We start from the raw sequence: 21,755 nt of genomic DNA on the forward strand, positions 1-21,755 counted from the left end.
GTGCAGCGAGGCCGATGAGCGCGGCGAGCGGTTCGTAGGGCTCCCAGACCGGCACGGCGTTCTCGAGGATCGTTGTCGGGACAGGGACCGTCGTGGTGGTGGTGGTGGTGGTCGTCGTCGTCGGTCGCACCGTCGTCGTCGGTCGCACCGATGCCGTCGTGCTGGTCGATGTCGTCGACGCGGCCGGAGGGGTCGGCGGCGTGTTCGTGGCGGTCGATGTCGAAGCCACCGAGATCGACAGCGTCTCGCCGCCTCCACCGTTGAAACCCACCAGGGCCACAACGGCGAGCAAGCCCAACAGCACAACTGCGCCTCCGACAACGAGGCGTCGTCGGCCGAAGTTTGGAATTTGATCGTCGGTCATCGATGCAGAAGGTAGCCCTCTGTCAGGATTCTGCACCGTCGGCATTCACATTCACCCAGCTACTTTCTTTGGCGGTCTACCCGAACGGAGGAGTAGCGCTGTTTACCAGGAACCAGAGCTACCGCCACCGCCACCGACTCCCCCGCCGCCGAAACCGCCACCGCTCCCCGACGACGATGAGGGTTTCGTGTGGGTCGAACTGAACGAACCGGGGAGCGAATACAGCAGCAGCGGACCGTTCAGTGCAAGGTCCGGCTCCGGGATGTTGCTCGACTTCACGGCATCAGTCCACGCTTCGGCGGCCCCCAACGCCACTGCCCAGGCGCTGTACTCGCGCAGTACACCATTGTCCCAAGCCCACTCGACGTGACGGCCCTCGCTTGCGGCAAGAAAGCGACGAAACGATTCGGTGCGCAGCGTGAGCGCCGACCCGGTGGCCGAGCGAGACGGCAGCATCGACCGATAGATCCAGAATGCGATCAGTCCGACGAGTAACGCTGTGAAGACGAGTGCAGCGATCGGGTTTCCTACAGCCCCGACCAGCCCGAGCCCGGCGATCCGTAGCGACGACCCGCTGACGAGCACGATGAACACGAACGGAATGAATATTCGCCCAAGCCCCTTCAGGCCCATCCCTTGGCCCGGCGCTCCGTTGCTCCACCAGCCAGAGTCGGCAATAAAGCGACGCTGCTCGGCCTGCACCGCACGCCACGCCGACGAGAAAGCTGAGTCATAGGAACCGAGTTCGACGGTCGACCCCGATGCGAAGAGCGTTGCCAGATGACCCTGATCCACGGCGCTCAATCGCGCGGTGCTCGGCCCTTGTCGTAACACGTCGTCACCGTCGCGCTTTTCGATCACGATGGCGTCCCGGGCGATCATCTCGGAGAACCAGGCTGCGACCGAGTCGTCGTCAATCTGTTCGGACAGCAGGACACGCGCCTGCCACGGCTCGACCCCGCGCGGCGGCACGAACTCGATCGTCGCAAGGTCGGCCAAGCGGGAGTCGGGGACGCGATACGTCGGCACGTCAACAAACTGGTCGACCATCTGGGGCATCGGCAGATCGCCGTATGCCGCCTCAGCAGCACCGCCTCCACCACGGACCTCGTTGCTCCCGGCCCGACGGGCCGCCACGAAGACACCGCCGACGACCGCGGTCGACAGCGCCACTGCAAGGAGGCCGAGCGGCCGAATACCCATTGGGTTCCGGTCAGCAACAGCGGGGACACCCGCGAATGCTGTCGGCACCGCCGACTCGATCGTCCCGCCGACAGTGATGCCCTCGCCTGGTCGGAGGTCGTTGATGACTGCGACGTACGAGCCGTCCGGCTGCTCCTCAAATTCGCAGCCACCGAAGTCACCGAACAACCCCGTGTTGCAACGGAGTTCGCTCAGTTCAAATCCGCTCAGAACGATCTCGAAACGGTCGGTCACGAACGTCTCGCTATTTCCGATCACGTCGACGGCAAGCACTCCGTCGGACACTTGCGCCGCTGGCAACGTGTACGCCAACTCATACCGGTGCTGGCCGGTGAAGACGATGTTGGGATCGCCGATCCGGATACGTGTGTCGGAACCGTAAGAAGATGCGTTGACCTCGTCATTGGCGTCAGGAGAGAACGCTGTCACGTCGGCCGGGACGCCGAAGTCATTCGGGACAATCCGCTCGTAGCCGCGCTTTTCGATGAGCCCAAAGTCGATGTCGACAACCTCACGAATGCGGATCCCGTCACCGCCACTCGGTCCAATCGTCACCTGCTTCGCGTCGAAGTGTTCCGGCCGCAGGAGGCCTTGGTCGCCGCTGCCGATCACACCGAACGCTGTCAGCGCCGACACACCAGCAACAGCCAATCCAGCAGTGATGTGACGGCCAACTCCGGGGGTTCGCAACATCAGAGCATTCTGACCTGTCTCACCCGGCAGCACTGGCATTCCCCTTTGACGGCCGAGCCGCCCACTGTCGCGATGCCGACTTCTTCCGCTCTTCTCATCTGTCGCCATCGTGCGGAGGTCCTCGTGTCAATTCACTCCAGTACCCCTTCGGCTCCACCGTTTCGCCCGTCTCCCCCGTCTCGCCCGCCTCCCCCGCCTCCCCCGCCTCCCCCGTCTCGCCCGTCTTCACCGTCTCGCCCGTCGGTTGTCGGCCATGCTCAAACGCTCGACAACGTCGATCCCACCGGAGGTGACGTACTCGACGCTCTGCCGCGCATCACGATTCGACCGTGGATCGATCCCGTCGTCGACGATCGCGGCCACGACCCGCGGTCGCGATACGTCGAAATCTTTTGGCTCGGCGTGCTCGGTCCGACAGCAACGTGGTTGCTCCGCAGGTTGGCGTCAGGTCTCGAAGTCGAGCCCGACGGCTACGAGTTGGATCTCGAGGTCACGGCGGCCTCGATGGGGCTCAAATTTTCCCCTGGCAGGTCAAGCCCGTTCAGTCGGGCGTTGCAGCGCTGCGTGATGTTTGGGATGGCACACCCGCTTCCGGGCGGCGGGCTCGCGGTACGCCGGCGCATCCCACCGGTCAGCTATCGACACCTGCGACGCATGCCGGAGCAGCTCCAGCTCGACCACGCCACCTGGCAGCCGAGCAAGGGAAGTAGCACAAGCAGCGGGGGAAGCAGCAAAGGGACCAGCGACGCCTTTGCCCGAGCCCACCAACTCGCCATGACGATGCTCGACGTCGGTGACGACCGCAACGTGATCGAGCATCAACTCCGGGCGCTCGGAGTGGTCTCGACTGTGGCCGCACAGGTCGCCGACAACGTCGCCCAACTCGACTGATGCAATCAGCCGACACACAGTTGCGTTTGGGGTCAGGCCCCTTTCGCAACTATTCGGGGGCGGTGAAGTTGCAGGCCAGGTCGATGAGCAACCGAGTCCCGAAGCCGCTGGCACCCTTGGCGTACAGGCCGCCGTCGCTCTGCTTCTCCATCGGGCCGGCGATGTCGAGGTGGGCGTACGGCACGTCGCCCGTGAACTCGCTGAGGAAGATCGACGCCGTGATGGTGCCGGCGTAGGGGCCGCCGATGTTGCGCATGTCGGCAACGACCGAGTCGAGCAGCTTGCGGTACTCGGCGGTGGCCATCGGGAGCTGCCACACCGCTTCGTCAACGGTTTCGGCACAGGCCTTGACCTGCTCGACGAACGGCTGGTTCGTGCCGAGCACACAAGCGATCTCGGTGCCCAGCGCGGCGAGTGCCGAACCGGTCAGGGTGGCGATGTCGATGATGCCGTCAGGAGCTTCTTCGGCGGCGAGGGACAGGCCGTCGGCGAGCACGAGGCGGCCTTCGGCATCAGTGTTGTGGATCTCGACGGTCTTGCCGTTGCGCATAGTCAGCACGTCACCGAGCTTGAGAGCGCTTCCGGACGGCATGTTGTCGGTACACATCAACCACGCCGTGACCTTGGTTTTGCACTTCATTGCCTTGAGGACAGACATTGCCGACAGGACAGCGGCTGCGCCTGACATGTCCATCTTCATGGCGACGTGGCTCGGGTTGCTCGGCTTCAAGCTGATGCCGCCTGAGTCATACATGACACCCTTGCCGACCATCGCCAGGTGGGCCACCTTGGTGTGCTTCGGGACATTTTTGGGTGAGTAGCTGAGTTTGACCATCCGAGGCGGCTCGGTCGACCCGGCGTTCACACCGATCATGCCGCCACAGCCCATTGCCACCAGTTGGTCTTTGTTGAACACTTCGACTTCAAGGCCGGCGTCGCCTGCGAGGGCAACCGCCATGGCAGCGATGTCTTTTGCGTTGAGGTACGACGGTGGCGTGTTCGCCAGCTCACGGGCGTACGACGCTGCGACGCCGACGATCACACCGCGCTCGACGCCTTGCTGGACAGCCTTGACTCGCTTGTCGCCAGCGACGACGGTCGCCGACACAAGCTTCGAGCCGATCGATTGGTCACCCTTCAGGCCGACGTAACGGTACGAGCCCAGCAGCACACCCTCGGCCACGGCCTGACCGGCCTCTTTCGCATCGAGGTGACCGAGGTCGGCCAGGTTGATGGCGATCTCGGCGTGCTGGGCGGCGGCACGGGCGAAGTCAGCAGCGGCCCGGCGTACAGCAGTGATGTTGATGGAGTCCGGATCGCCGATACCGATTGCGTAGGCAACTCCGTCGGCATTCGGCACGGCGAGTGACTGCCCAACTTTTCCCTCGAACTTGTTTGCTTCGAGCGCAGCCCGGTTGAGTCCGAGTTGGCGAGCAACTGCGCCCTTGGTGGCAACGGCATACGCCACTGCGGTTGCTGACTTGGGTGCCGACTTGGCGACCGAGACGTTGACGTTGGCGACAGTTGCACTGGCATCGTTCATGGCCACCATTCTGCCTGCAACGCCAAAGCAACGTTGCATTCATCAGACTTTCGGCAGGTCCGTGACATTTCAGTGCTACGGTCGCTACTGATTGCTCGGGTGACTTTGGTCACCTGAGCAACCGACATGCAACCACAACGCTGGCACCGAAGCCAGCAAACCAGGAGGAGAACTTATGATTCGTAGGGGGAATGCGCTCAAGCGCACCGCAGGTGTCGTCATGGCACTCGGCCTCGTAGCCACCGCTTGCTCATCGAGCAGCGACGGCGAAGCAGAAAGCACCACTGGCGACAGTGTTGTTACCGAAGAAACCACAGCCGACACCGCCGCCGCCGACGACGCCGCCGCAGCCGACGATGTCGAAGTAACACAGAGTGCCGGTGGCCGACTGGCCGCTGTCCAAGCAGCCGGCGTGCTCGAATGTGGCGGCAACGACACACTTCCGGGCTTTGGCATCATCGATGCCGAAGGCTCCTTCAGTGGGTTCGACATCGACTTCTGCAAGGTCATCGCAGCAGCCGTACTCGGCGACTCTGAAGCCGTCAATGTGACCCCGCTGGTCGCAGCGCAGCGTTTCCCAACGCTGCAGTCCGGCGAGATCGACGTGCTCATCCGCAACACGACCTGGACGGCGTCTCGTGACGGCGCCGAGCAGGCCAACTTCTTGCAGACCACGTTCTTCGACGGCCAGGGCTTCATGGTCCGTGCCGACAGTGGCATTGCCAGCATCGCCGATGCGTCGAACACCACCATCTGCGTGCTCACCGGCACAACGACCCTGCTCAACATGAACGCCGTGCTCGGCGACCGGGGCATCCCGTTCACCGCTCTCGAGTTCGAATCCAACGACGAACTGCAGCCAGCCTTCGTGGCCGAGCAGTGCGAAGTGTGGACCTCGGACGCGTCACAGCTGGCAGCATTCGCCGCCAACCTCGACATCGAAACCTCCATCCTTCCCGACATCATCTCCAAGGAGCCGCTCGGCCCCGTGGTTGCTGATGGCGACACGGAATGGGCGCAGGCAGTGAACTGGGCCGTCATGGCGACGATCCAGGCAGAAGAGTTCGGCATCACGTCCGAAAACATCGGTTCGTTCGCCGACAGCGAAGACTCCGGCATCCGCCGGTTCCTCGGTCTGCCGATCGACGATGGCGACGGCAACGAAGTCATTGCCGAAGTCGGATTGGGCCTGCCCACCGACTTTGCGAGCAACATCATCAGCCAGGTCGGCAACTACGGCGAGATCTTCGAGCGCAACCTTGCGCCGTTGAGCCTCAGCCGCGGCCCGAACGCTCTGTGGACGGACGGTGGCCTCATGTACGTGCCGCCGTTCCGCTGATCGGAAGAGTCACATCCTGAACTGACGTCGGGGTGGTCGCAATCGTGCGGCCACCCCGACGGGTTTCAATTTCATGCTCGAACGCATCCTTCGCCTCGCCATCATTCTCGGCATCCTTGCCGCGCTGTACATCGCGTATTGGAAAGTCCGCAGCTCCTCTCGCAGCGACGCCGACGAACCGCCCCCGTGGCGCGATAGTCGCGTCCTCGTTCTCGCAGCCCAGGTCGCTGCCCTCGGCCTCATCTGGTCTGCTGGCGACTACCTGTGGGCCAACTTCCGGGCTCGAACTTCCGACATCGGCCTCGAGCTCGACTTCGGGTTCCTCGATCAGCCAAGCGGCATCTCCATTGCCGACAACCCGCTGAACTCGAACGCGGCAATTCGGGAGGCGTTGATCCAGGGCGTCAAGAACACGTTCTTGATCATCATCGTCGGCATCCCGCTCGCCGTCATCCTCGGCACGCTGATCGGCATCGCTCGGCTGTCCACCAACTGGCTGCTGTCGAAAATCGCCACCGTCTACGTGGAGTTCTTCCGCAACATTCCCGTCTTGTTGGTCATTGTCCTCACGTGGACGATCTTCCTCAACGCTTTCCCCCCGGTGCGCATTTCGTGGCTCCCGTTCGGGGAGACATTCATCTTCAATAACCTTCGATTCGGATTCCCGTCGATCGTCGGCGGTAACAATTTTGGCGCCTTCCAGGTCATCGTGCTCCTCGGCCTTCTCGCTGCAGTCGCCGTGTGGATCTGGCGTAGCCGTTTGTTCGATCGCACCGGCACCCCGCACCACCGCGTGCTCTACGGGCTCGGCACCTTGGTCGCCATTTCGGTGGTCGGCTTCGTTGCTCTCGGTGGTCCGTTCGATATCACGACCCCAGAGATCATCGACCGGGTGTACGTCGGCGGCATCACGATGATCATGCCCTACGCGGCGGTGATGATCGGCCTCGTGTTGTACACCGCATCGCACGTCGCTGAAATCGTCCGCGGCAGTATTCTCTCCGTCGACAAGGGCCAAGTTGAGGCTGGCAACGCACTCGCACTGAACAGCTTCCAGCGATACCGATTCGTCATCCTGCCGCAGGCTTTCCGGGTTGCGTTCCCGCCGCTGATCAATCAGTTCCTCAACTACACGAAGAACTCATCGCTGGCCTTCGCCGTTGGATTCGCTGAGATCACCGGCGTCATTCAGAACCTGTTCGGACAATCTCGCCCGGCGCCGCAACTGCTCCTCATCTTGATGGTCGTGTACCTCGTGTTCTCCCTGGTGCTCTCGGCCATCGGCAACCTCATCAACCGACGACTGCAGATTGTGGGGCGCTGACATGACTGATACGGCCAAAGCCAAAGAATCGGCGAACCTCGCTCCACTGCACTCAGATACGACTCCAGCCAAGTGGGTCAAAAACAACCTGTTCAACAACATCATGAACTCGGTCATCACGGTCGTACTCGGTGTTGTTGTCGTCTTCCTGGTCGTCCAGAGCTTCGGATGGATTGCTGGCGAGGAATGGGAAATCGTCCGCGTCAACTTGCGCAACTTCATGGTCGGGCAGTTTCCCAGCGATGAACTCTGGCGCCTGTGGACCTCGGCATTCCTGCTGATCGGCACGTTCGGCATCGGCACAGCCGCCATGGCCCACAACGCATACGACGATGCCAACGAAAAAGGCCTCGTTGCCGAACGCCCGTCCCTGCTCAACCTGCTTGCTCGCTTCTGGCCGGTGCTGGCGTTTGTTGCGTTGATGGTGTCGTTCTCAGAGACGTTGCCTCCCGTCGTCGGCGTCATTGCCGGTGTTGGTGCCATCGTTGCGTCACGCCTTGTCGGTTGGGCGCTTCCCGCATCGATTCGCTCGCTGGCAGTCCCGATGATGGCGATCGGCACCATCGTCGCCATGGCAGTCCTCGCCGGAACCGGTGGCCTCATCGCAATGAGTGCGGGCGTTGTCGCGTTGGTGATCGCAGCAAGCGGACTGTCGCGACGATTCGAAGGGTCCGATCCCAAGTCGATGGCGATCCGCACCGGCGGCCCGATCATCATCGGCGCCGTCACGCTGGTCATCGTCAACGCCATCGGATTCGACGGCTTCGGATGGGAAGATTGGGGCGGCCTCCACCTCACGCTGTTCGCCACGGTGGTCGGTATTGCTTCGGGCATGCCAATCGGCATCCTGCTCGCCATCGGCCGCCGGTCCGAACTTCCGGTGATCAAGGGCTTCTGCGTCGTGTTCATCGAGTTCGTCCGCGGCGTGCCGCTGATCTCGTTGCTGCTCTTCTCCAGCTTCATCCTGCCGTTGCTGTTCCCGCCGTCAGTGGAGACACCCGAGACACTCACCCGGGCAATGATCGTGATCGCCCTGTTCAGTGCGGCCTACATCGCCGAGATCATCCGCGGTGGCCTCCAGGCTGTACCCAAGGGCCAGACCGAGGCGGCACAAGCGTCAGGAATGTCTGCGGCCAAGATCCAGCGGCTGATCGTGATGCCGCAAGCGCTGCGGGCCGTCATCCCGGCAATGGTCGGGCAGTTCATCTCACTGTTCAAGGACACGTCGCTCATCGCGACGATCGGCGTCGCCGAGTTCTTCCAGTTTGCAGCCATTGCCAACTCCCAGCCCAACTTCCTCGGTAAGAGCCTGCAACTCGTGACGTACTCAATTATCGCGGTTGGCTACTGGTCGTTCGCGTACACCATGTCCAAAGAAAGCCGCCGCCTCGAAGCGCAACTCGGGGTCGGCGTCCGATGAAAACCACTCTCAAAAGGAACCCGGTACAGCGATGAGCAACACTCCAACTGGCACCGTCAACGCCGACGCCACCCAGATCCTGGGCTCTGGCCGGGCGATCATCGAGATGAAGAACGTCGACAAACTGTTCGGTAGTTTCCAGGCACTCACCAACATCAACATGAATGTCGGCGAGAAGGAAGTAGTCGTCGTCATCGGCCCGTCCGGCTCCGGCAAGAGCACGATGATCCGCTGTATCAACCGGCTCGAAAAGCACGACCGCGGCGAGATCATCGTCGATGGCATCACGCTGTCGAACGACGTCCGCAATATCCAAGAGATTCGCCGCGAGACCGGCATGGTCTTTCAGAGCTTCAACCTGTTCCCGCACCTCACCGTGCTCGACAACATCACCCTCGCACCCCGCCAGGTCCGTAACATCCCCAAGGGCGAAGCCGAGAAAACCGCGATGGAACTGCTCGAACGAGTGAAGATCCCCGAGCAAGCTCGCAAGTTCCCGGGGCAACTGTCCGGCGGTCAGCAGCAGCGTGTTGCCATCGCCCGGTCGCTGGCAATGAACCCCAAGGTCATCCTGTTCGACGAGCCCACCTCGGCACTCGACCCAGAGATGATTAAAGAAGTGCTCGACACGATGAAGTCCTTGGCGAACGAGGGCATGACAATGATCTGCGTCACCCACGAGATGGGCTTCGCTCGCGAAGTTGCTGACCGCGTCGTCTTCATGGCCGATGGTCAGATCGTTGAAGTCGGCACACCGGAGCACTTCTTCGACAACCCGCAGGAAGAGCGCACCAAGCTCTTCCTCTCGCAGATCCTCTGACCGGACGCCGCCTGGCGCGGCGTTCTCGGGACGGTGGGCAGCGGTTTCCGCTCGGAATCATCCCGAGTTTCACGCGCTCCGGCGGAGCGGCAACGGAGGGTAGTCAGTTGGGTTGGGTGGAGGCCCAGGCGTTGGCCAGGCGGGCGTACCGACCGTCGAGGGCCAACAGTTCGTCATGTGTGCCAAGCTCGGCGAGCTTGCCGGCGTCGATGACAGCAATGCGGTCGGCACGCCGGATCGTGCTCAGGCGGTGGGCCACCACGATCGTAGTACGACTCCCCATCAGCGATTCGAGTGCATGTTCGACAATCGCCTCGGTGCCCGGATCAAGGTTGCTCGTTGCCTCATCTAACACGAGGACTGCAGGGTCAACGAGGGCCGCGCGGGCGAGCGACACCAGTTGCCGCTCCCCTGCCGACAGGCGCGAGCCACGCTCACGTACCTCGGTGTGGATGCCCTCTTCGAACTGCTCGAACCGATCGAGTGCGCCAATGGCCTTGAGTGCAGACCGCACGTCGTCATCAGAAGCGTCGGCCCGGGCGACTCGAACGTTGTCGGCAATCGTGCCTCCGAACAGGAACCCCTCCTGGGGGACAACGACGACGCGTTGGCGCAGCGACTCGATCGTGGCGTCACGGAGGTCGACACCGCCCAAGGTGATCGTGCCTTCGGTTGGATCGTAGAGCCGGGCCATCAGCTTGGCGAGCGTCGATTTTCCCGATCCGGTCGCGCCGACTACGGCCAACCGTTCGCCGTTCGCAACGGTGATCGAGACATCGTCGAGCACCATTGAGTCGGTCTGCGGGTATCGAAAGCCGACGGCCGACACGACAACCGCACCAGACGCCGGGAGTACAAGTTCACCATCGAGCACGTCGGGCGTGGTGTCGAGGATGCCGAACAGCTTGTCGAGCGCGGCCGTTGACGACTGCACCGTGTTGTAGAGCTGGCTGAGCTGTTGGACCGGCTCGAAAAGCTGCGCCAACAGCAAGAGCACTGCGATTGCCGTTCCGACCGTCACATCGCCCCGGTTGACGAGCCAGCCGCCGATGCCGATCGCCAGCGCTGATGCTATGACGCCGCTCGCTTCGACCAGCCCGAAGAACCAGGTGGACACGCGGAGGCTGTACAGGTGTGAACGGAACAAGCCACGGTTCGACTCTTCGAAGCGGCGTGTCTGCTCGGGCTCACGGGCGTACGCCTGGATGACTCGGACGCCGGTGATCCCTTCCTGCAAGGTCGAGAGGTTTGAGCCGACGTTGTCACGGACATCGAGATAGGCGGCGTTGGAGTCACGCTGGAATTTGCGCGACGCAATGACGATCACCGGCATCACGAGGAGCGCCACGATGGTGAGCTGCCACGACAGGATGAGCAGCAGGATGAACGAGAAAGTGAGCAGGAGTGCCGCCGACACGAATTGGAGAAGGCCCCACTGCACCAACTCGGCCATCGACTCGATGTCGGCGGTCATTCGGGCAACGAGGACACCCGACTTATTGCGGTCAAAGAATGCAAGCGACTGCTTCTGGATGTGGCCGAACACTCTGATGCGCAGGAGCCGGAGGAAGCCCTCGCCGGCCCGGTTGATGAAGATGTATTGCTGGCGGGACGATACGTAGGCAATCGACACCACGATGATGTAGGCAATGACAGCGGTCCGCAGCGTTGCGCTATCGGCAGGTTTGATGCCGTCGTCGATGCCGTAACGAACGATGACCGGGCCCATGAGCAGGCCGAGTGTCGTGATGGCGGTGAACCCGATTGCCGCCAAGACCGTTCGTTTGAACGGCGCTGCCATCTGTGCCGCGCGACGCATGACCTGCTTGGCTGCGTCCGCGTCGAGGCGGTCCTCTTCCTCGATTGCATTCATGCCCCACATCAGCTGCTGCCTGATCCGCTGGTCTTGGCTGGCGTGACGGTCTCGACGGCCGCAGCCCGGTCGGCATCACTCATTGCAGCAAGCACTTCCCGGTAGCGCGCATCGGTGGCAAGCAGATGGTCGTGGGTGCCTGTTGCGATGACTCGACCTTCGTCAAGGAGCGCGACGGTGTCGGCCAGCGCAATGGTGCCCAGGCGGTGCGCAATGACGATGGTGGTGCGCCCGTCCATCACCGTCGACATCGCCGACCGGATCTCGTGTTCCATCGACGGGTCGACCGCCGAAGTTGCATCGTCGAGGACGAGGATGCGGGGGTCGGCGAGGATCGCACGGGCGATGGCGATGCGTTGACGCTGGCCGCCGGAGAGCGAATAGCCACGCTCGCCGAGCTGTGTTTCGTAGGCATTGGGGAGCCCCATGATGAAGTCGTGTGCACCGGCGAGCCGCGCGGCGCGTTCGATCGCGTCGCGGCTCGCGTCCGGGTCGGCGAAAGCGATGTTCGCGGCGACCGAATCGTGGAAGAGCAGCGTGTCCTCGAACACCACGCCGACGGCGCGACGCAATTCGTGCAGCGCAAGGTCGCCAATCGGCACACCGTCAATCGTGATCGATCCGGCATCGGCGTCATAGAAGCGAATCAGTAAACGGGCCACGGTCGACTTACCCGATCCGGTTCGACCGACCAGCGCGATCGACTGGCCGGCGGCAAGTTCAAGGTTGAAGTTCTGCAGGACGCGAAGGTCGTCGTCGTAGCCAAAATCGACTCCGTCGAACCGCACTGCGCCGATTGCAGAGTTGTTGTGTGCCGAGTTGTTGTGTGCCGAGTTGTTGGGTGCGGTCGGCAGCGCGGTCGGCAGCGCAGGATCGGTGATCAGCGGAACCGTGTCGAGTACCTCGTTGATGCGTTCGATCGCGGCACCGGCACGTTGGCCCCAGGCAATCGTCATGCCCAGCATTCGGAGCGGAGCCACAAGCAGGGCCACATAGATGTTGAACGAAACGAGTTCGCCCAGGGTGAGGGTGCCGTCGATGACCTGCAGGCCGCCGACACCGAGCACACCGATCAGACCGATTTGAGGCAGGAGTTCAATCGCAGGGAGATACTTGGCACGGATTTTGGCGGCGTCGATTGATACCCGCCGGATGTCGTCAGCTTCAACTTCAAGCTTGGCCGATTGCACCGATTCGGCGCCGAACCCTTTGATGACTCGGACGCCACTCACTGTCTCTTCGACGACCGTTGCCAATTCGGCTTGCTCTTGCTGCACAGCTTGCACAGCCGGGTGGATCGACGACGAGAACCGGCGACCGGCGAAGTTGACAAGAGGTAACGGCGCGAGCGCGACAACGGTCAGCAGCGGGTTGGTCAGCGCCAGAATGACGGTGACCGAGATGATCATGGCAAAGTTCGACAGTGTGATTGGGATCATCACGACGAATGCCTGGATCTGTTGCAGGTCGCTCGACGAGCGACTCATCAGCTGGCCCGTCTGTGACCGATCGTGGTAGCCGATGTGGAGCCTCAGGATGTGGCCGAACAGTTGCTCGCGCAGCTTGGTTTCAGTCCAGCGCGCTTCGCGAAAAGCGTAATAGCGACGGAACGCCGTGAAGATCCCCGATGCGATACCCGCCGCCGCGACGAGACCAGCCCACAACCACACCCGGTCGTCGGCTTCGATACCTCGGTCGATGCCGATCCCGACCAGCCGTGGGACGGCGACCTTGCCGCACATCCACAGCAGCCCGATGAGCGTGGCGATCGTCAGGTTTCGACGCTGCGTTGCGAGCGTCGCGCGGAGCAATGCCCAGCGTGAGCGCGTTGTCGTGTCGGTCAAGGAGTTCGTGTCGGTCAAGGAGTTCAAGGACTTCGTGTCGGTCATCGAACGACTCAGGAGAGCAGCTCGGTGACCCGACCCTTCGGCCTACCGATGATTGCGCGCGTCTTCGTGACCACGATGGGCCGCTGGAGCAGTTGCTTGTGCTTGACGAGAATGGCAACGATCTGGTCGTCGGTCGCCACGTCGTCATCGGTGAGTTCGAGCTGCTTGAACTTGCTGTCACGACGCACCATGGCGGTGGCTGGGTCTTCGAGCTTGGCAATGATGCCCCACAGCTCGTCGGCATCTGGCGGGTTGTGGATGTAGTTGACAGTCTCGAAGTCGACACCGAGTTCTTCTGCAATGCGCACGGCACTGACCGAAGAGTTTCAATGTTGGTTGTGGTAAATCCGAACGTCAGCCATGTCGTTGACGTTACGTCCTGGGTCCGCGCGGCTCCCTATTGGCTGTTGCGCGCGCTGTTCACCGCGGCGTCGTCGATGGTGACTTCGTGCAGCTCACCGGTGGTGACGTCATACACGAACCCCCGGACATAGGTGTCGTCGATGAACGGGGTGACCTTCAGCCGTTGCATCGATTGGCGCACGTCGGCATATGGGTCGGTGAACGACTCGACGGCCCACCAGGGCTTGATGCCGAGCTCAGCTTCAAGCTGATTGCGGAAGCCGTCATCGGTGACCTTCTGGAGACCACAGTCGGTGTGGTGCACGAGGAGGATCTCTCTGGTGCCGAGTGCTCGCTGGCTGAGGCACAGCGAGCGGATCACGTCGTCGGAAACGATGCCGCCGGCGTTGCGAATGATGTGAGCCTCACCGTTCTCCAGCCCAAGCAACTTGAATGTGTCCATCCGCGAGTCCATGCAGGCAACAACAGCCATCTTGCGCAGTGGCGCCACCTGCAGGTCGTGGTCGGAGAACTCGGCAGCAAACTCTGCGTTGCGTTCGACCAGTTCATCGGCGGTGGGAACGAAGTCGCTCATAACCGCCAAGATATCCGGTTGGGTCGCGACGATTTCATCCAGGTTGTGGACTTCTCACGAATTGGCAGCTCCGAAACGGCAGTGACACACCATCTCTAGTGTGACAATTACCGACTCCCCTCCTGTCACCGCACCCAGTCTCAGGAGACCCACATGTCGTACCCACCTTGCAAGCGTCCACTCCCCTCCGCCCGACTCGATCCCGTCGACTCCTTCTCGGAGGCGCTCTGGCTCATGCTGTCGACGATCGACACCAAACCGATCGAAGAAACCGTGCTGTTCGTCCTCGACGACACTCGATGCGGCGTCGGCGTCACACACGTCGAATCGCGCGAGCCTGACGATGTCGTGGCGGCCGTCGACTGGGTCGCAGCAACTGCAGCCGGCACTGTGGAAGCTGCTGGCCTGATCGTCGGATCAGTTCGCCCTGGTGGCGGTGCCGAACTCGGCGATCATGCTCGATGGCAACAGATCGCTGAACTCTGCGACGAGGCCGGGCTCGAACTGCTCGAGTGGATCGTGTTGGGCAGCAGCGGCGTCACCTGCCCACGTGAGGTCTCTGGCGCCCCGCCGAGGTGGCGCCGCTGACCGTCAGTTCGTTGCGATGTGCGCTCGGCGCTCCGCCGACGACAAACGAAGTCCGGCGCCGCGGAGTCGTCGCACGAGCTCGCGGCTCTCCACCACGAGCGCACCGGCTTCGATCATCTGCTGTCGATACGACTGCGGGATGTCGTAGTGGTCACCTTGGAAACCGCGTCGCGGCACGCCAACGAGGTCAGCGAAGTCGTGCAGCTCGCCATACGACACGTCGCTGACCAAATGGCACCACTTCTCGCCTCGGAACCACCAGCGCGCTTCGTCGATCAGGATGGTCACGGCCGACATGCTGCCAGACTGCACGGGTGACCACACACGATGACGCCAACCGCGACACTGCAACTGACGCGGCTGACCGGCCGCCGACACCCGTCGAGCTCGCCTGGGCCGAACACCTCGGCGCCGGAAGCGACCTCCTCGACCGGCTGGTGATCCGGTACCGCGAGCGGCAACGCCGCTACCACAAGATCGGCCACGTCGAAGCCGTGCTCGTCTCGATCGCTGCCCTCACCGAACACGAACAGGTCAACGACCTCGGTGCAATCATCGCCGCGGTGCTCTACCACGATGCTGTCTATGAACCCCAGCATCCGGCCAACGAGCGGGCGAGCGCCCGGCTCGCGCGTCGCGACCTCATCGCACTCGGTTGGGCTGATGATCGTGCCGACGCTGTCGCTGCGATGATCGAAGGCACCAAGACCCACCTCGACCCGGCGAGCAGCGACGCGGCCGTGATGAACGACGCCGACCTTGCGATCCTTGGTGCCGACGAGACCGAATATGCCCGGTACACCAAAGCAGTTCGGGACGAGTACACCCATCTCGATGATCGCGAGTGGAACGACGGCCGAGCCGCCGTGATGCAGGCCTTCCTCGACCGGGAGTCGATCTACGCCACTGCCACGGGCCGTGAGCTGTGGGAAGCCTCGGCCAGGGCGAACATCAGCATGGAGATTGCGTCGATTCGTAGCTGACGTAGCCGGGCGACACCTCGCTCGACGTCGCCGCTGGTTCATGCGGGATTCCGGCCTCGATCGTTTCCGCATCACTGCCCTCGAGCATCCAGTAGACAACGATGGCCACAGTGCCAGCGAGCCCCATGACAACCATCGCCTGACGTCGGCCGATCGCTTCAGCGAGTAAGCCCAATGGAAGTGCAGCAATGCCGAAGCCAGCGAAACTGAGCTGGAGCAGTGATTGCACACGACCCTGGTGGGAAGGCTCGGCGAGGTTGAGTGCAATGGCGTTCGACAGGGTCTGGTAGCCGCTGGTCCCACCGCCGATGACCACGACGATCACCACGGCCATCCAAAAATCAGGAGCGACCGCAAGCGCGACCACGCCGGTCGCAAAGATGGTGCCGGTGATGACCATGACACGCCAGCGACCTGGCTGATCGGCCCGGCTGGCGAGCCAGAATCCGACGGCGAGCGCGCCGATCGACGATGCCGAGCTGATCAGGCCAACCCAGCTGTCATTGTCGAGGTTGAACGTGTCTTTGACCAGTGCCGGGATAAACACCACATAGTTGAAGCCGAACATAATGACGAGAAATGAGCTGATCAGGAGCCGTCGGAGATGTTTGCGTTCCGAGACGTAGCGGACGCCATCCCACATCTCGACGAACGGGTTCGTCGGTCCACGACGGCTGACCGGCGGCACCTTCGGCAGACGCAGCACAGCGACGAACGAGAGCACAGAGAGCCCGCCAGCCACCATGTAGGCGCCCCCAATCCCAAAGATCGCAACACCTGCAAGCGCTCCGGCGAACGATGGAGCGATGACTCGCGTGCCGTTCATGCTCAACAGCGACAAGGTAATCGCGTTGCCCAGTTGCTCGCGTCCGACGAGTTCGGTGGTGAACGCCACTCGTGCCGGCCCGTAGAAGCCAAAAGCCGAACCCTGCAAGAACCCGGCGACGGCGAGCATCCAGAACTGTTCGACACCGGCGACGACCGCTGCGCCCATCCCGACAGCGGCGAGACTCAGCACGAGTTGACTCCAGAGCATGACCGTTCGCTTCGACAGCCGGTCGGCGGCGACGCCACCAAGTGGTGTGGCGATCAACATCGTGAACCCGAACACGAGGTAGATGAGGCCGATCGCTCCGTCGCGTTCAGTCAGGTCCCAAGCAAGGATGCCACGGAGCAGGAACTGCATCTGAACAGCCATGAACGAGAACGTTCCGGCCCACCAGAGGCGCCGATAATCGGGAATCTTGAGGGACGAAAACGCCGTACTCGTCCTGCTCCTCTTCCTTGCCATCTCAATGATCCTGCCTCATTCGAAGCAATCACAAGCACATGGAGTGCTGTGTCATGTGTCGGTGAATCGCTCGCTTGAGCTCACCAGGATCAGTCCTGTGGTCGACGCTGCGGCTTGACCCGAACGGGAATCGGTAGACGCCGTTCGGCGTCGCGACGTTCATCAGCAATCACGGCGCCCGCGGCAGCAACAACTGCTGCGACGGTGACGACAATTGTGATGAGCACCCCTGCACCGTACCCCATTGACTTCGAAATGTGATTCACTGCTGATATGACGGATTTGGAAACCATGCCGGTGCTCGACACCGATCTGCTCACCGACGAGCAGACCGAAACCGCCAAGCCGACCGTTGCACACATCGTCAAGGTCAAGCGAGGCGAGAACGCCGCCGCAGTCGTGCTGGAAGCCCGCGTGATGGGTACCCCCGTCGTGGCCCTGTGCGGTTTCACCTGGGTGCCATCACGCGACCCGAAGCAGCTGCCCGTGTGTGAGGAGTGCAAAGCGATGTATGGGCTCTACAAGGACTTCAACGACGGTCTCAGCGATTCACCGAAAGACTGACGGTGACCGAACCGTCAGACACTGCTGACAAACCAGCGCTGCGCATCCGTCAGGCTGTTCGCGCCGTCATCTTGACCCCGTCGAACGACGTGTTGATGGTTCGGTTCGAGTTTCCGACTCGTCAGGTATGGGCACTGCCCGGTGGCGGCCTCGACCCAGGCGAAGACCATGTCACCGCACTGCGCCGCGAACTGATCGAGGAGACGGGGCTGCACGATCCCAAAATCGGCCCACACATCTGGACACGCGAGCACATCATTCCGTTCGTCGACGGCACCTACGACGGCCAGCGCGGCGAGATTTACCTCATCCGCACCGAGCAATTCGAGGCGATTCCAGGAATCGGCTGGGAGCAGATGCGAGCCGAACGGGTCCACGAGATGAGGTGGTGGAGCTACGACGAGATCATGGCCGGCTCGGACATCGGCTTTGCTCCCGCAGCCTTGCCCGAGCTCCTCCGATCGCTCGTGAACGACGGCATCCCAGATTCCCCCATCGAAACCGAATCCTGAACACCGAATCCAGCAGACATCCAGCAGACATCCAGCAGACAAGATCAAACGATCGCCAGGCCGGCGTCGCCCTCAGCGCTGATGGTGTGATGTGCGGATAATGCAGGTCTGCTGCGCAACCGCCAGGAGTTCGCCTGACTCGGCCCACATGCGCACGGTCCCGTGGCCGATCGAACGTTGGAACGAGTCCGGCACGACCTCGAGCAGCACCCACTCGGTTGCGACGTCGGTCCTGACCATCCGCAACGTGTTGTCGATGCTGGTGCCGCCGAGGGGTCGGCCGAGCGCCACGCACACACCCAGCGGCACGACGTCCGCGACGTAGGCCAACGTGGCAGCCGAGCCGATCGGCTCATGGCGAAGGCGACACCACATGGCGATGAGGCCGCGTTGCGGCGTGCGTGTCTCGTCGAAGACGATCGCGCCTGCAGCGACCCGGCGCTCCATGGCGTCGTAGAACGCCGGGGGTCGGTCGCCGCCGAGTTTAAACGGTTCGACCATCTCGCTGCACTCGTCGGGCGATGGCACGGACGGCATCGTGTGGAATTGCTCGACGTCGCCGTCCGGGCGGCTCGTGTGCGCGCAGATCGACGACAGCATGAGCGCACCTCCGACTTGCGCCGTGACCTGGACCTGCGATGTTGCCCGGCCTGCAACCGGGACGTCGACCTCGATGTCGACGGTTTGCCCGGTGGCGGCGTTGGCCAGGAACTGCGTCGTGATCCACATCAGTGGGCGACCGGTCACGCGCTCGGCAGCTTCGACCGATGCTGCGATGCCGGATCCGCCGTAGAGGAAGTCGAACGGCGTGGTCAACGCCGCCGCGGCCGGGAGGCGAAAGCTCGTTGGAGTGTCGCCCTGCTCGAGTGCTAACAGTTCAAACGGTGTACTCACGGCCGAGACCGTGGCAGAAATCGCTGTGCCAAACCAACTCCGAGAGATGTCCCGTCATCAGCACCTGGCATGACGCGACGTATTTCTGTCAGGGTGGCGGAGTGAAGATCACTGACTGCACCACGTTCGTCATCGGGAACAAGCCCCCGCACTTCGGTGGCAAGTACTTCATCGTCGTCAAACTCACCACCGAAACGGGCGTGGTCGGCTACGGCGAGATCTATGTCGCCACTGTCGGCCCGAACACCGTGGCGACAATGGTCAACGACATCGCCGAGCGCTGGGTCATCGATGCCGACCCGAATCGAATCGAACTGCTCTGGCGGCAGATGTACTCAAGCGGTTACTCCCTGCGCCCCGATCCGACGCTCGTCGGCATCATGAGCGGCATCGAGATGGCCTGCTGGGACATCGTTGGCAAGGACGCCGGCAAGCCGATCAGCGACCTGCTCGGCGGACGTGTCCACGACACGCTGCGCACGTACACGTACCTGTACCCGAATGCCGAACGACCCGACGTCTACAGCGACCCGTCCCAAGCCGCCGAGCAGGCCGCCTTCGAAGTGAGCCGCGGGTTCGATGCGGTGAAGTTCGACCCGGCCGGGCCGTACACCGCATTCGACGGGCACATGCCGAGCCTCGATGACATGAGCCGATCGGTCGCGATCACCGGAGCGATTCGTGAGGCCGTCGGCGATCGAGCCGACCTGTTGTTCGGTACGCACGGCCAGTTCACCGCTGCCGGAGCGATCCGTCTGGCCCGCCAGCTCGAGCAGTTCGATCCGCTGTGGTTCGAAGAGCCGACCGTCGCCGACGCGCCCGAAGAGATGGCTCGCGTTGCTCGTCAGACAACCATTCCGGTGGCAACGGGCGAGCGACTCACCACGATTTCTGAGTTTGCTGCACTCGCTCGGCATCAGGCTGCAGCGATCTGGCAGCCCAATCTCGGGCGGTGCGGTGGCATCCTTGCGGCGAAGAAGATTGCTGCGATCGCCGAGGCGTCCGGCTGTCAGATCGCACCGCATCTCTATTCCGGTCCAATCCTCGGGGCGGCCAACATCCAGCTCGCGGTGACGCTCCCCAACCTCTTGATGATCGAAGGCATCCAAGACTGGACAGGCTTCCACGCCGAGCTGCTGACGACGCCGATCCAGTGGCAAGACGGCCGAGTGATCCCGTCACGCGAGCCCGGCCTCGGCACGGCCCTGAACGAAGCCGTCGCCCTGGCAAACCCGTACGTGCCGGACCCGGGTGACGCCACCGATCTGCACCTCGGCATGCACCCCAATCCAATCCGGTAGACACACACCAGGATGTTCGCCTACTCGGCGGTGGCGAAGGTCGACCCGAGTGTGTGCACCACTGCGAGGTCGGTGAGTTCATCGGTGGCAATGACCGGGGCTCCACCAATCGTGATCGGCGAGACAGTTGCATCGATGGCCCGAACGGGGCCCTCTTCGAACTGCAACTCGCGACGAGCAGCGATATCGCTCGACTCGAGGATGTCGCCGACGAAGACGTACGAGAGGATAAAAGTTCTCACTGTGGCCTCATCGTTCAGATCCGGCGCTCCGTCTTCGGCGAGGAAGGCAGCGATTGCATCGTTGTCCGGCGCAAGCAGGGTGATCCGCACGTCGTCGCGGCCGAGTTGCTCACGCAGGCCGGCACGAGCGATCAGATTGCGGAAGGTCGACAGGTCGATACGAGCGTCGACGGTTGTCAGTGCATTGGTCGCGGGGACTTCCGTGGTGATCGGGGCCACCGTCGTTGCAGGCGACTGCGTTGTTGCTGGCGGCTGCGTTGTTGCCGGGGGCTGCGTGGTCGCCGGGACCGTCGTCGATACCAGCGTCGTTTCGGGGACAACCGTGGTCGTAGATTCGAGTGCCGTCTCTGGAGCAAGTGTGGTCGCTGGCTCGATGTTCAGTGCACCGGCAACGATTTCACAGCGAACACGATCACCCGGCAGGAAGTCGTGACCGGGGAAGCGATATGACACGCCACGAGCTGCAGTCACCGGCGCTGTTTCGATCTCGGCAGCGATCGAGATGTTCGACGTCGTCTCGCCACCACCAAGTGCGTTCGGACGGTTCAAGGTGCACGCAGAGCTGACGGCAGCGAGCGTCTCGTTGGGTCGCAGTTCTTCCTGCAGCACGACGTCTGATCGCCACTCCGACGACGGATCGATTCGTTCGAGCGGCGCCCATTGGAACACCACCTCGCCGTTGCCGTCAGTGACCGCTGTGGCGGCAGCCGGTGCAACGGCGTTGGCGGGTGCCAGCCAGATGAACGCGGCGGGCGCGTCGGCAGGGCCAGTGATCTCAGCGATAATCGACGCTGGAATCGGGTTGGAGTTGGGCGAGATGCGCTGGAGAGTGAGCGTGATCGCCGCAGCGTTGTCGGTGATGACGGTCTCGCCACTGTCGTCGCTCCGAGTCGCGAAAAAGACGATTGCTCCAATCACCAGAAACAGAACCAGGATGATCGAGACAACCGCAGCGGCACTCGGGGTACTGCGTTCGGGCGGTAGGGCGTAGTCGGTGAAGTCGGCGTGCAGAGCTCCGGTTGTGGGATCGAGTTCGGGATCAGGCAGACGCGGATCGGACATTGTCAGACGGTAGCCAACGGGG

The 21,755-nt window shown here is 62.6% G+C and carries 21 protein-coding genes and 1 pseudogene; 10 read left to right on the forward strand and 12 right to left on the reverse strand.

The features are described 5' to 3' along the window. A pseudogene (locus tag ACH2EI_RS10580) lies at nt 1–364 on the reverse strand (hypothetical protein); the annotation flags it as partial. 102 nt (nt 365–466) lie between these two features. After that, complete coding sequence (locus ACH2EI_RS10585) at nt 467–2,260, reverse strand: DUF2207 family protein (RefSeq protein ID WP_395152300.1); 1,794 nt, start codon at nt 2,258–2,260, stop codon at nt 467–469. A gap of 123 nt (nt 2,261–2,383) precedes the next feature. Between ACH2EI_RS10585 and ACH2EI_RS10590 the strand changes: the two genes are divergently transcribed. Then, nucleotides 2,384–3,151 carry a hypothetical protein gene (locus tag ACH2EI_RS10590; RefSeq protein WP_395152299.1) on the forward strand — a complete coding sequence of 256 codons (768 nt, stop codon included), beginning with the start codon at nt 2,384–2,386 and terminating at the stop codon, nt 3,149–3,151. Between the two features lie 49 nt (nt 3,152–3,200). Here ACH2EI_RS10590 and ACH2EI_RS10595 read toward each other — a convergent pair whose 3' ends face one another. Further along, complete coding sequence (locus ACH2EI_RS10595) at nt 3,201–4,694, reverse strand: leucyl aminopeptidase (RefSeq protein WP_395152298.1); 1,494 nt, start codon at nt 4,692–4,694, stop codon at nt 3,201–3,203. Nucleotides 4,695–4,869: 175 nt separating this feature from the next. On the opposite strand from ACH2EI_RS10595, the gene ACH2EI_RS10600 reads away from it, so the two are divergent. From ACH2EI_RS10600 to ACH2EI_RS10615, 4 genes are all read left to right on the forward strand, one after another. Next, entirely contained in the window at nt 4,870–6,033 is a 1,164-nt protein-coding gene (locus ACH2EI_RS10600; RefSeq protein ID WP_395152297.1) for an amino acid ABC transporter substrate-binding protein, read from the forward strand. 73 nt (nt 6,034–6,106) lie between these two features. After that, nucleotides 6,107–7,357, forward strand: a complete 1,251-nt coding sequence (locus ACH2EI_RS10605; RefSeq protein ID WP_395152296.1) for an amino acid ABC transporter permease — start codon at nt 6,107–6,109, stop codon at nt 7,355–7,357. Nucleotide 7,358: 1 nt separating this feature from the next. After that, entirely contained in the window at nt 7,359–8,777 is a 1,419-nt protein-coding gene (locus ACH2EI_RS10610; RefSeq protein WP_395152295.1) for an amino acid ABC transporter permease, read from the forward strand. Between the two features lie 106 nt (nt 8,778–8,883). Then, nucleotides 8,884–9,597 (forward strand): amino acid ABC transporter ATP-binding protein, encoded by a 714-nt coding sequence (locus ACH2EI_RS10615; RefSeq protein WP_395152337.1) that lies wholly within the window; start codon nt 8,884–8,886, stop codon nt 9,595–9,597. A gap of 103 nt (nt 9,598–9,700) precedes the next feature. On the opposite strand, the gene ACH2EI_RS10620 is transcribed toward ACH2EI_RS10615, so the two are convergent. The 4 genes from ACH2EI_RS10620 to ACH2EI_RS10635 form a co-directional block, all read right to left on the reverse strand. Next, complete coding sequence (locus ACH2EI_RS10620; protein ID WP_395152294.1) at nt 9,701–11,470, reverse strand: ABC transporter ATP-binding protein; 1,770 nt, start codon at nt 11,468–11,470, stop codon at nt 9,701–9,703. 8 nt (nt 11,471–11,478) lie between these two features. Then, nucleotides 11,479–13,359, reverse strand: a complete 1,881-nt coding sequence (locus tag ACH2EI_RS10625) for an ABC transporter ATP-binding protein (RefSeq protein WP_395159976.1) — start codon at nt 13,357–13,359, stop codon at nt 11,479–11,481. An 8-nt stretch (nt 13,360–13,367) separates the two neighbouring features. Then, nucleotides 13,368–13,667: an arsenate reductase family protein gene (locus tag ACH2EI_RS10630; protein ID WP_395152292.1), complete on the reverse strand. Its 300-nt coding sequence runs from the start codon at nt 13,665–13,667 to the stop codon at nt 13,368–13,370. Nucleotides 13,668–13,756: 89 nt separating this feature from the next. Further along, entirely contained in the window at nt 13,757–14,296 is a 540-nt protein-coding gene (locus ACH2EI_RS10635; protein WP_395152291.1) for a beta-class carbonic anhydrase, read from the reverse strand. Nucleotides 14,297–14,449: 153 nt separating this feature from the next. On the opposite strand from ACH2EI_RS10635, the gene ACH2EI_RS10640 reads away from it, so the two are divergent. Further along, the gene (locus ACH2EI_RS10640) at nt 14,450–14,884 is read left to right on the forward strand and encodes a hypothetical protein (RefSeq protein ID WP_395152289.1); all 435 of its coding nucleotides are present in this window, start codon (nt 14,450–14,452) and stop codon (nt 14,882–14,884) included. 3 nt (nt 14,885–14,887) lie between these two features. On the opposite strand, the gene ACH2EI_RS10645 is transcribed toward ACH2EI_RS10640, so the two are convergent. Next, on the reverse strand, nt 14,888–15,181 hold the full coding sequence (locus ACH2EI_RS10645; RefSeq protein ID WP_395159978.1) for a DUF4031 domain-containing protein: 294 nt from the start codon (nt 15,179–15,181) through the stop codon (nt 14,888–14,890). A gap of 17 nt (nt 15,182–15,198) precedes the next feature. Between ACH2EI_RS10645 and ACH2EI_RS10650 the strand changes: the two genes are divergently transcribed. Then, nucleotides 15,199–15,867 carry a hypothetical protein gene (locus ACH2EI_RS10650; RefSeq protein ID WP_395152285.1) on the forward strand — a complete coding sequence of 223 codons (669 nt, stop codon included), beginning with the start codon at nt 15,199–15,201 and terminating at the stop codon, nt 15,865–15,867. Here ACH2EI_RS10650 and ACH2EI_RS10655 read toward each other — a convergent pair. Further along, the gene (locus ACH2EI_RS10655) at nt 15,836–17,158 is read right to left on the reverse strand and encodes an MFS transporter (RefSeq protein ID WP_395152283.1); all 1,323 of its coding nucleotides are present in this window, start codon (nt 17,156–17,158) and stop codon (nt 15,836–15,838) included. The genes ACH2EI_RS10650 and ACH2EI_RS10655 overlap by 32 nt on opposite strands. Before the next feature lie 89 nt (nt 17,159–17,247). Beyond that, the gene (locus ACH2EI_RS10660) at nt 17,248–17,385 is read right to left on the reverse strand and encodes a hypothetical protein (RefSeq protein WP_395152281.1); all 138 of its coding nucleotides are present in this window, start codon (nt 17,383–17,385) and stop codon (nt 17,248–17,250) included. A 46-nt stretch (nt 17,386–17,431) separates the two neighbouring features. On the opposite strand from ACH2EI_RS10660, the gene ACH2EI_RS10665 reads away from it, so the two are divergent. Together ACH2EI_RS10665 and ACH2EI_RS10670 are read left to right on the forward strand one after the other, a co-directional pair. Further along, the gene (locus tag ACH2EI_RS10665; RefSeq protein WP_395152279.1) at nt 17,432–17,722 is read left to right on the forward strand and encodes a DUF3039 domain-containing protein; all 291 of its coding nucleotides are present in this window, start codon (nt 17,432–17,434) and stop codon (nt 17,720–17,722) included. 2 nt (nt 17,723–17,724) lie between these two features. Next, on the forward strand, nt 17,725–18,234 hold the full coding sequence (locus tag ACH2EI_RS10670) for an NUDIX domain-containing protein (RefSeq protein WP_395152277.1): 510 nt from the start codon (nt 17,725–17,727) through the stop codon (nt 18,232–18,234). Between the two features lie 72 nt (nt 18,235–18,306). Here the strand turns inward: ACH2EI_RS10670 and ACH2EI_RS10675 are convergent, their stop codons facing one another. Continuing rightward, complete coding sequence (locus tag ACH2EI_RS10675; protein WP_395159980.1) at nt 18,307–19,128, reverse strand: acyl-CoA thioesterase; 822 nt, start codon at nt 19,126–19,128, stop codon at nt 18,307–18,309. 101 nt (nt 19,129–19,229) lie between these two features. On the opposite strand from ACH2EI_RS10675, the gene ACH2EI_RS10680 reads away from it, so the two are divergent. Continuing rightward, on the forward strand, nt 19,230–20,429 hold the full coding sequence (locus ACH2EI_RS10680) for a mandelate racemase/muconate lactonizing enzyme family protein (protein WP_395152274.1): 1,200 nt from the start codon (nt 19,230–19,232) through the stop codon (nt 20,427–20,429). Between the two features lie 20 nt (nt 20,430–20,449). On the opposite strand, the gene ACH2EI_RS10685 is transcribed toward ACH2EI_RS10680, so the two are convergent. Next, entirely contained in the window at nt 20,450–21,733 is a 1,284-nt protein-coding gene (locus ACH2EI_RS10685) for a fasciclin domain-containing protein (RefSeq protein WP_395159982.1), read from the reverse strand. Nucleotides 21,734–21,755 lie beyond the last annotated feature (22 nt).

The organism is Ilumatobacter sp., from assembly GCF_041688325.1.
In the GTDB taxonomy this organism is placed as follows: Bacteria; Actinomycetota; Acidimicrobiia; order Acidimicrobiales; family Ilumatobacteraceae; genus Ilumatobacter_A.

Excerpts from the sequence above, each read along its gene's own strand:
- ACH2EI_RS10585 (WP_395152300.1), bottom strand. The coding sequence starts at position 2,260 with ATGTTGCGAACCCCCGGAGTTGGCCGTCACATCACTGCTGGATTGGCT.
- ACH2EI_RS10595 (WP_395152298.1), bottom strand. The coding sequence starts at position 4,694 with ATGAACGATGCCAGTGCAACTGTCGCCAACGTCAACGTCTCGGTCGCC.
- ACH2EI_RS10600 (WP_395152297.1), top strand. The coding sequence starts at position 4,870 with ATGATTCGTAGGGGGAATGCGCTCAAGCGCACCGCAGGTGTCGTCATG.
- ACH2EI_RS10605 (WP_395152296.1), top strand. The coding sequence starts at position 6,107 with ATGCTCGAACGCATCCTTCGCCTCGCCATCATTCTCGGCATCCTTGCC.
- ACH2EI_RS10610 (WP_395152295.1), top strand. The coding sequence starts at position 7,359 with ATGACTGATACGGCCAAAGCCAAAGAATCGGCGAACCTCGCTCCACTG.
- ACH2EI_RS10615 (WP_395152337.1), top strand. The coding sequence starts at position 8,884 with ATGAAGAACGTCGACAAACTGTTCGGTAGTTTCCAGGCACTCACCAAC.
- ACH2EI_RS10620 (WP_395152294.1), bottom strand. The coding sequence starts at position 11,470 with ATGAATGCAATCGAGGAAGAGGACCGCCTCGACGCGGACGCAGCCAAG.
- ACH2EI_RS10625 (WP_395159976.1), bottom strand. The coding sequence starts at position 13,359 with ATGACCGACACGAAGTCCTTGAACTCCTTGACCGACACGAACTCCTTG.
- ACH2EI_RS10635 (WP_395152291.1), bottom strand. The coding sequence starts at position 14,296 with ATGAGCGACTTCGTTCCCACCGCCGATGAACTGGTCGAACGCAACGCA.
- ACH2EI_RS10640 (WP_395152289.1), top strand. The coding sequence starts at position 14,450 with ATGTCGTACCCACCTTGCAAGCGTCCACTCCCCTCCGCCCGACTCGAT.
- ACH2EI_RS10645 (WP_395159978.1), bottom strand. The coding sequence starts at position 15,181 with ATGTCGGCCGTGACCATCCTGATCGACGAAGCGCGCTGGTGGTTCCGA.
- ACH2EI_RS10655 (WP_395152283.1), bottom strand. The coding sequence starts at position 17,158 with ATGGCAAGGAAGAGGAGCAGGACGAGTACGGCGTTTTCGTCCCTCAAG.
- ACH2EI_RS10665 (WP_395152279.1), top strand. The coding sequence starts at position 17,432 with ATGACGGATTTGGAAACCATGCCGGTGCTCGACACCGATCTGCTCACC.
- ACH2EI_RS10685 (WP_395159982.1), bottom strand. The coding sequence starts at position 21,733 with ATGTCCGATCCGCGTCTGCCTGATCCCGAACTCGATCCCACAACCGGA.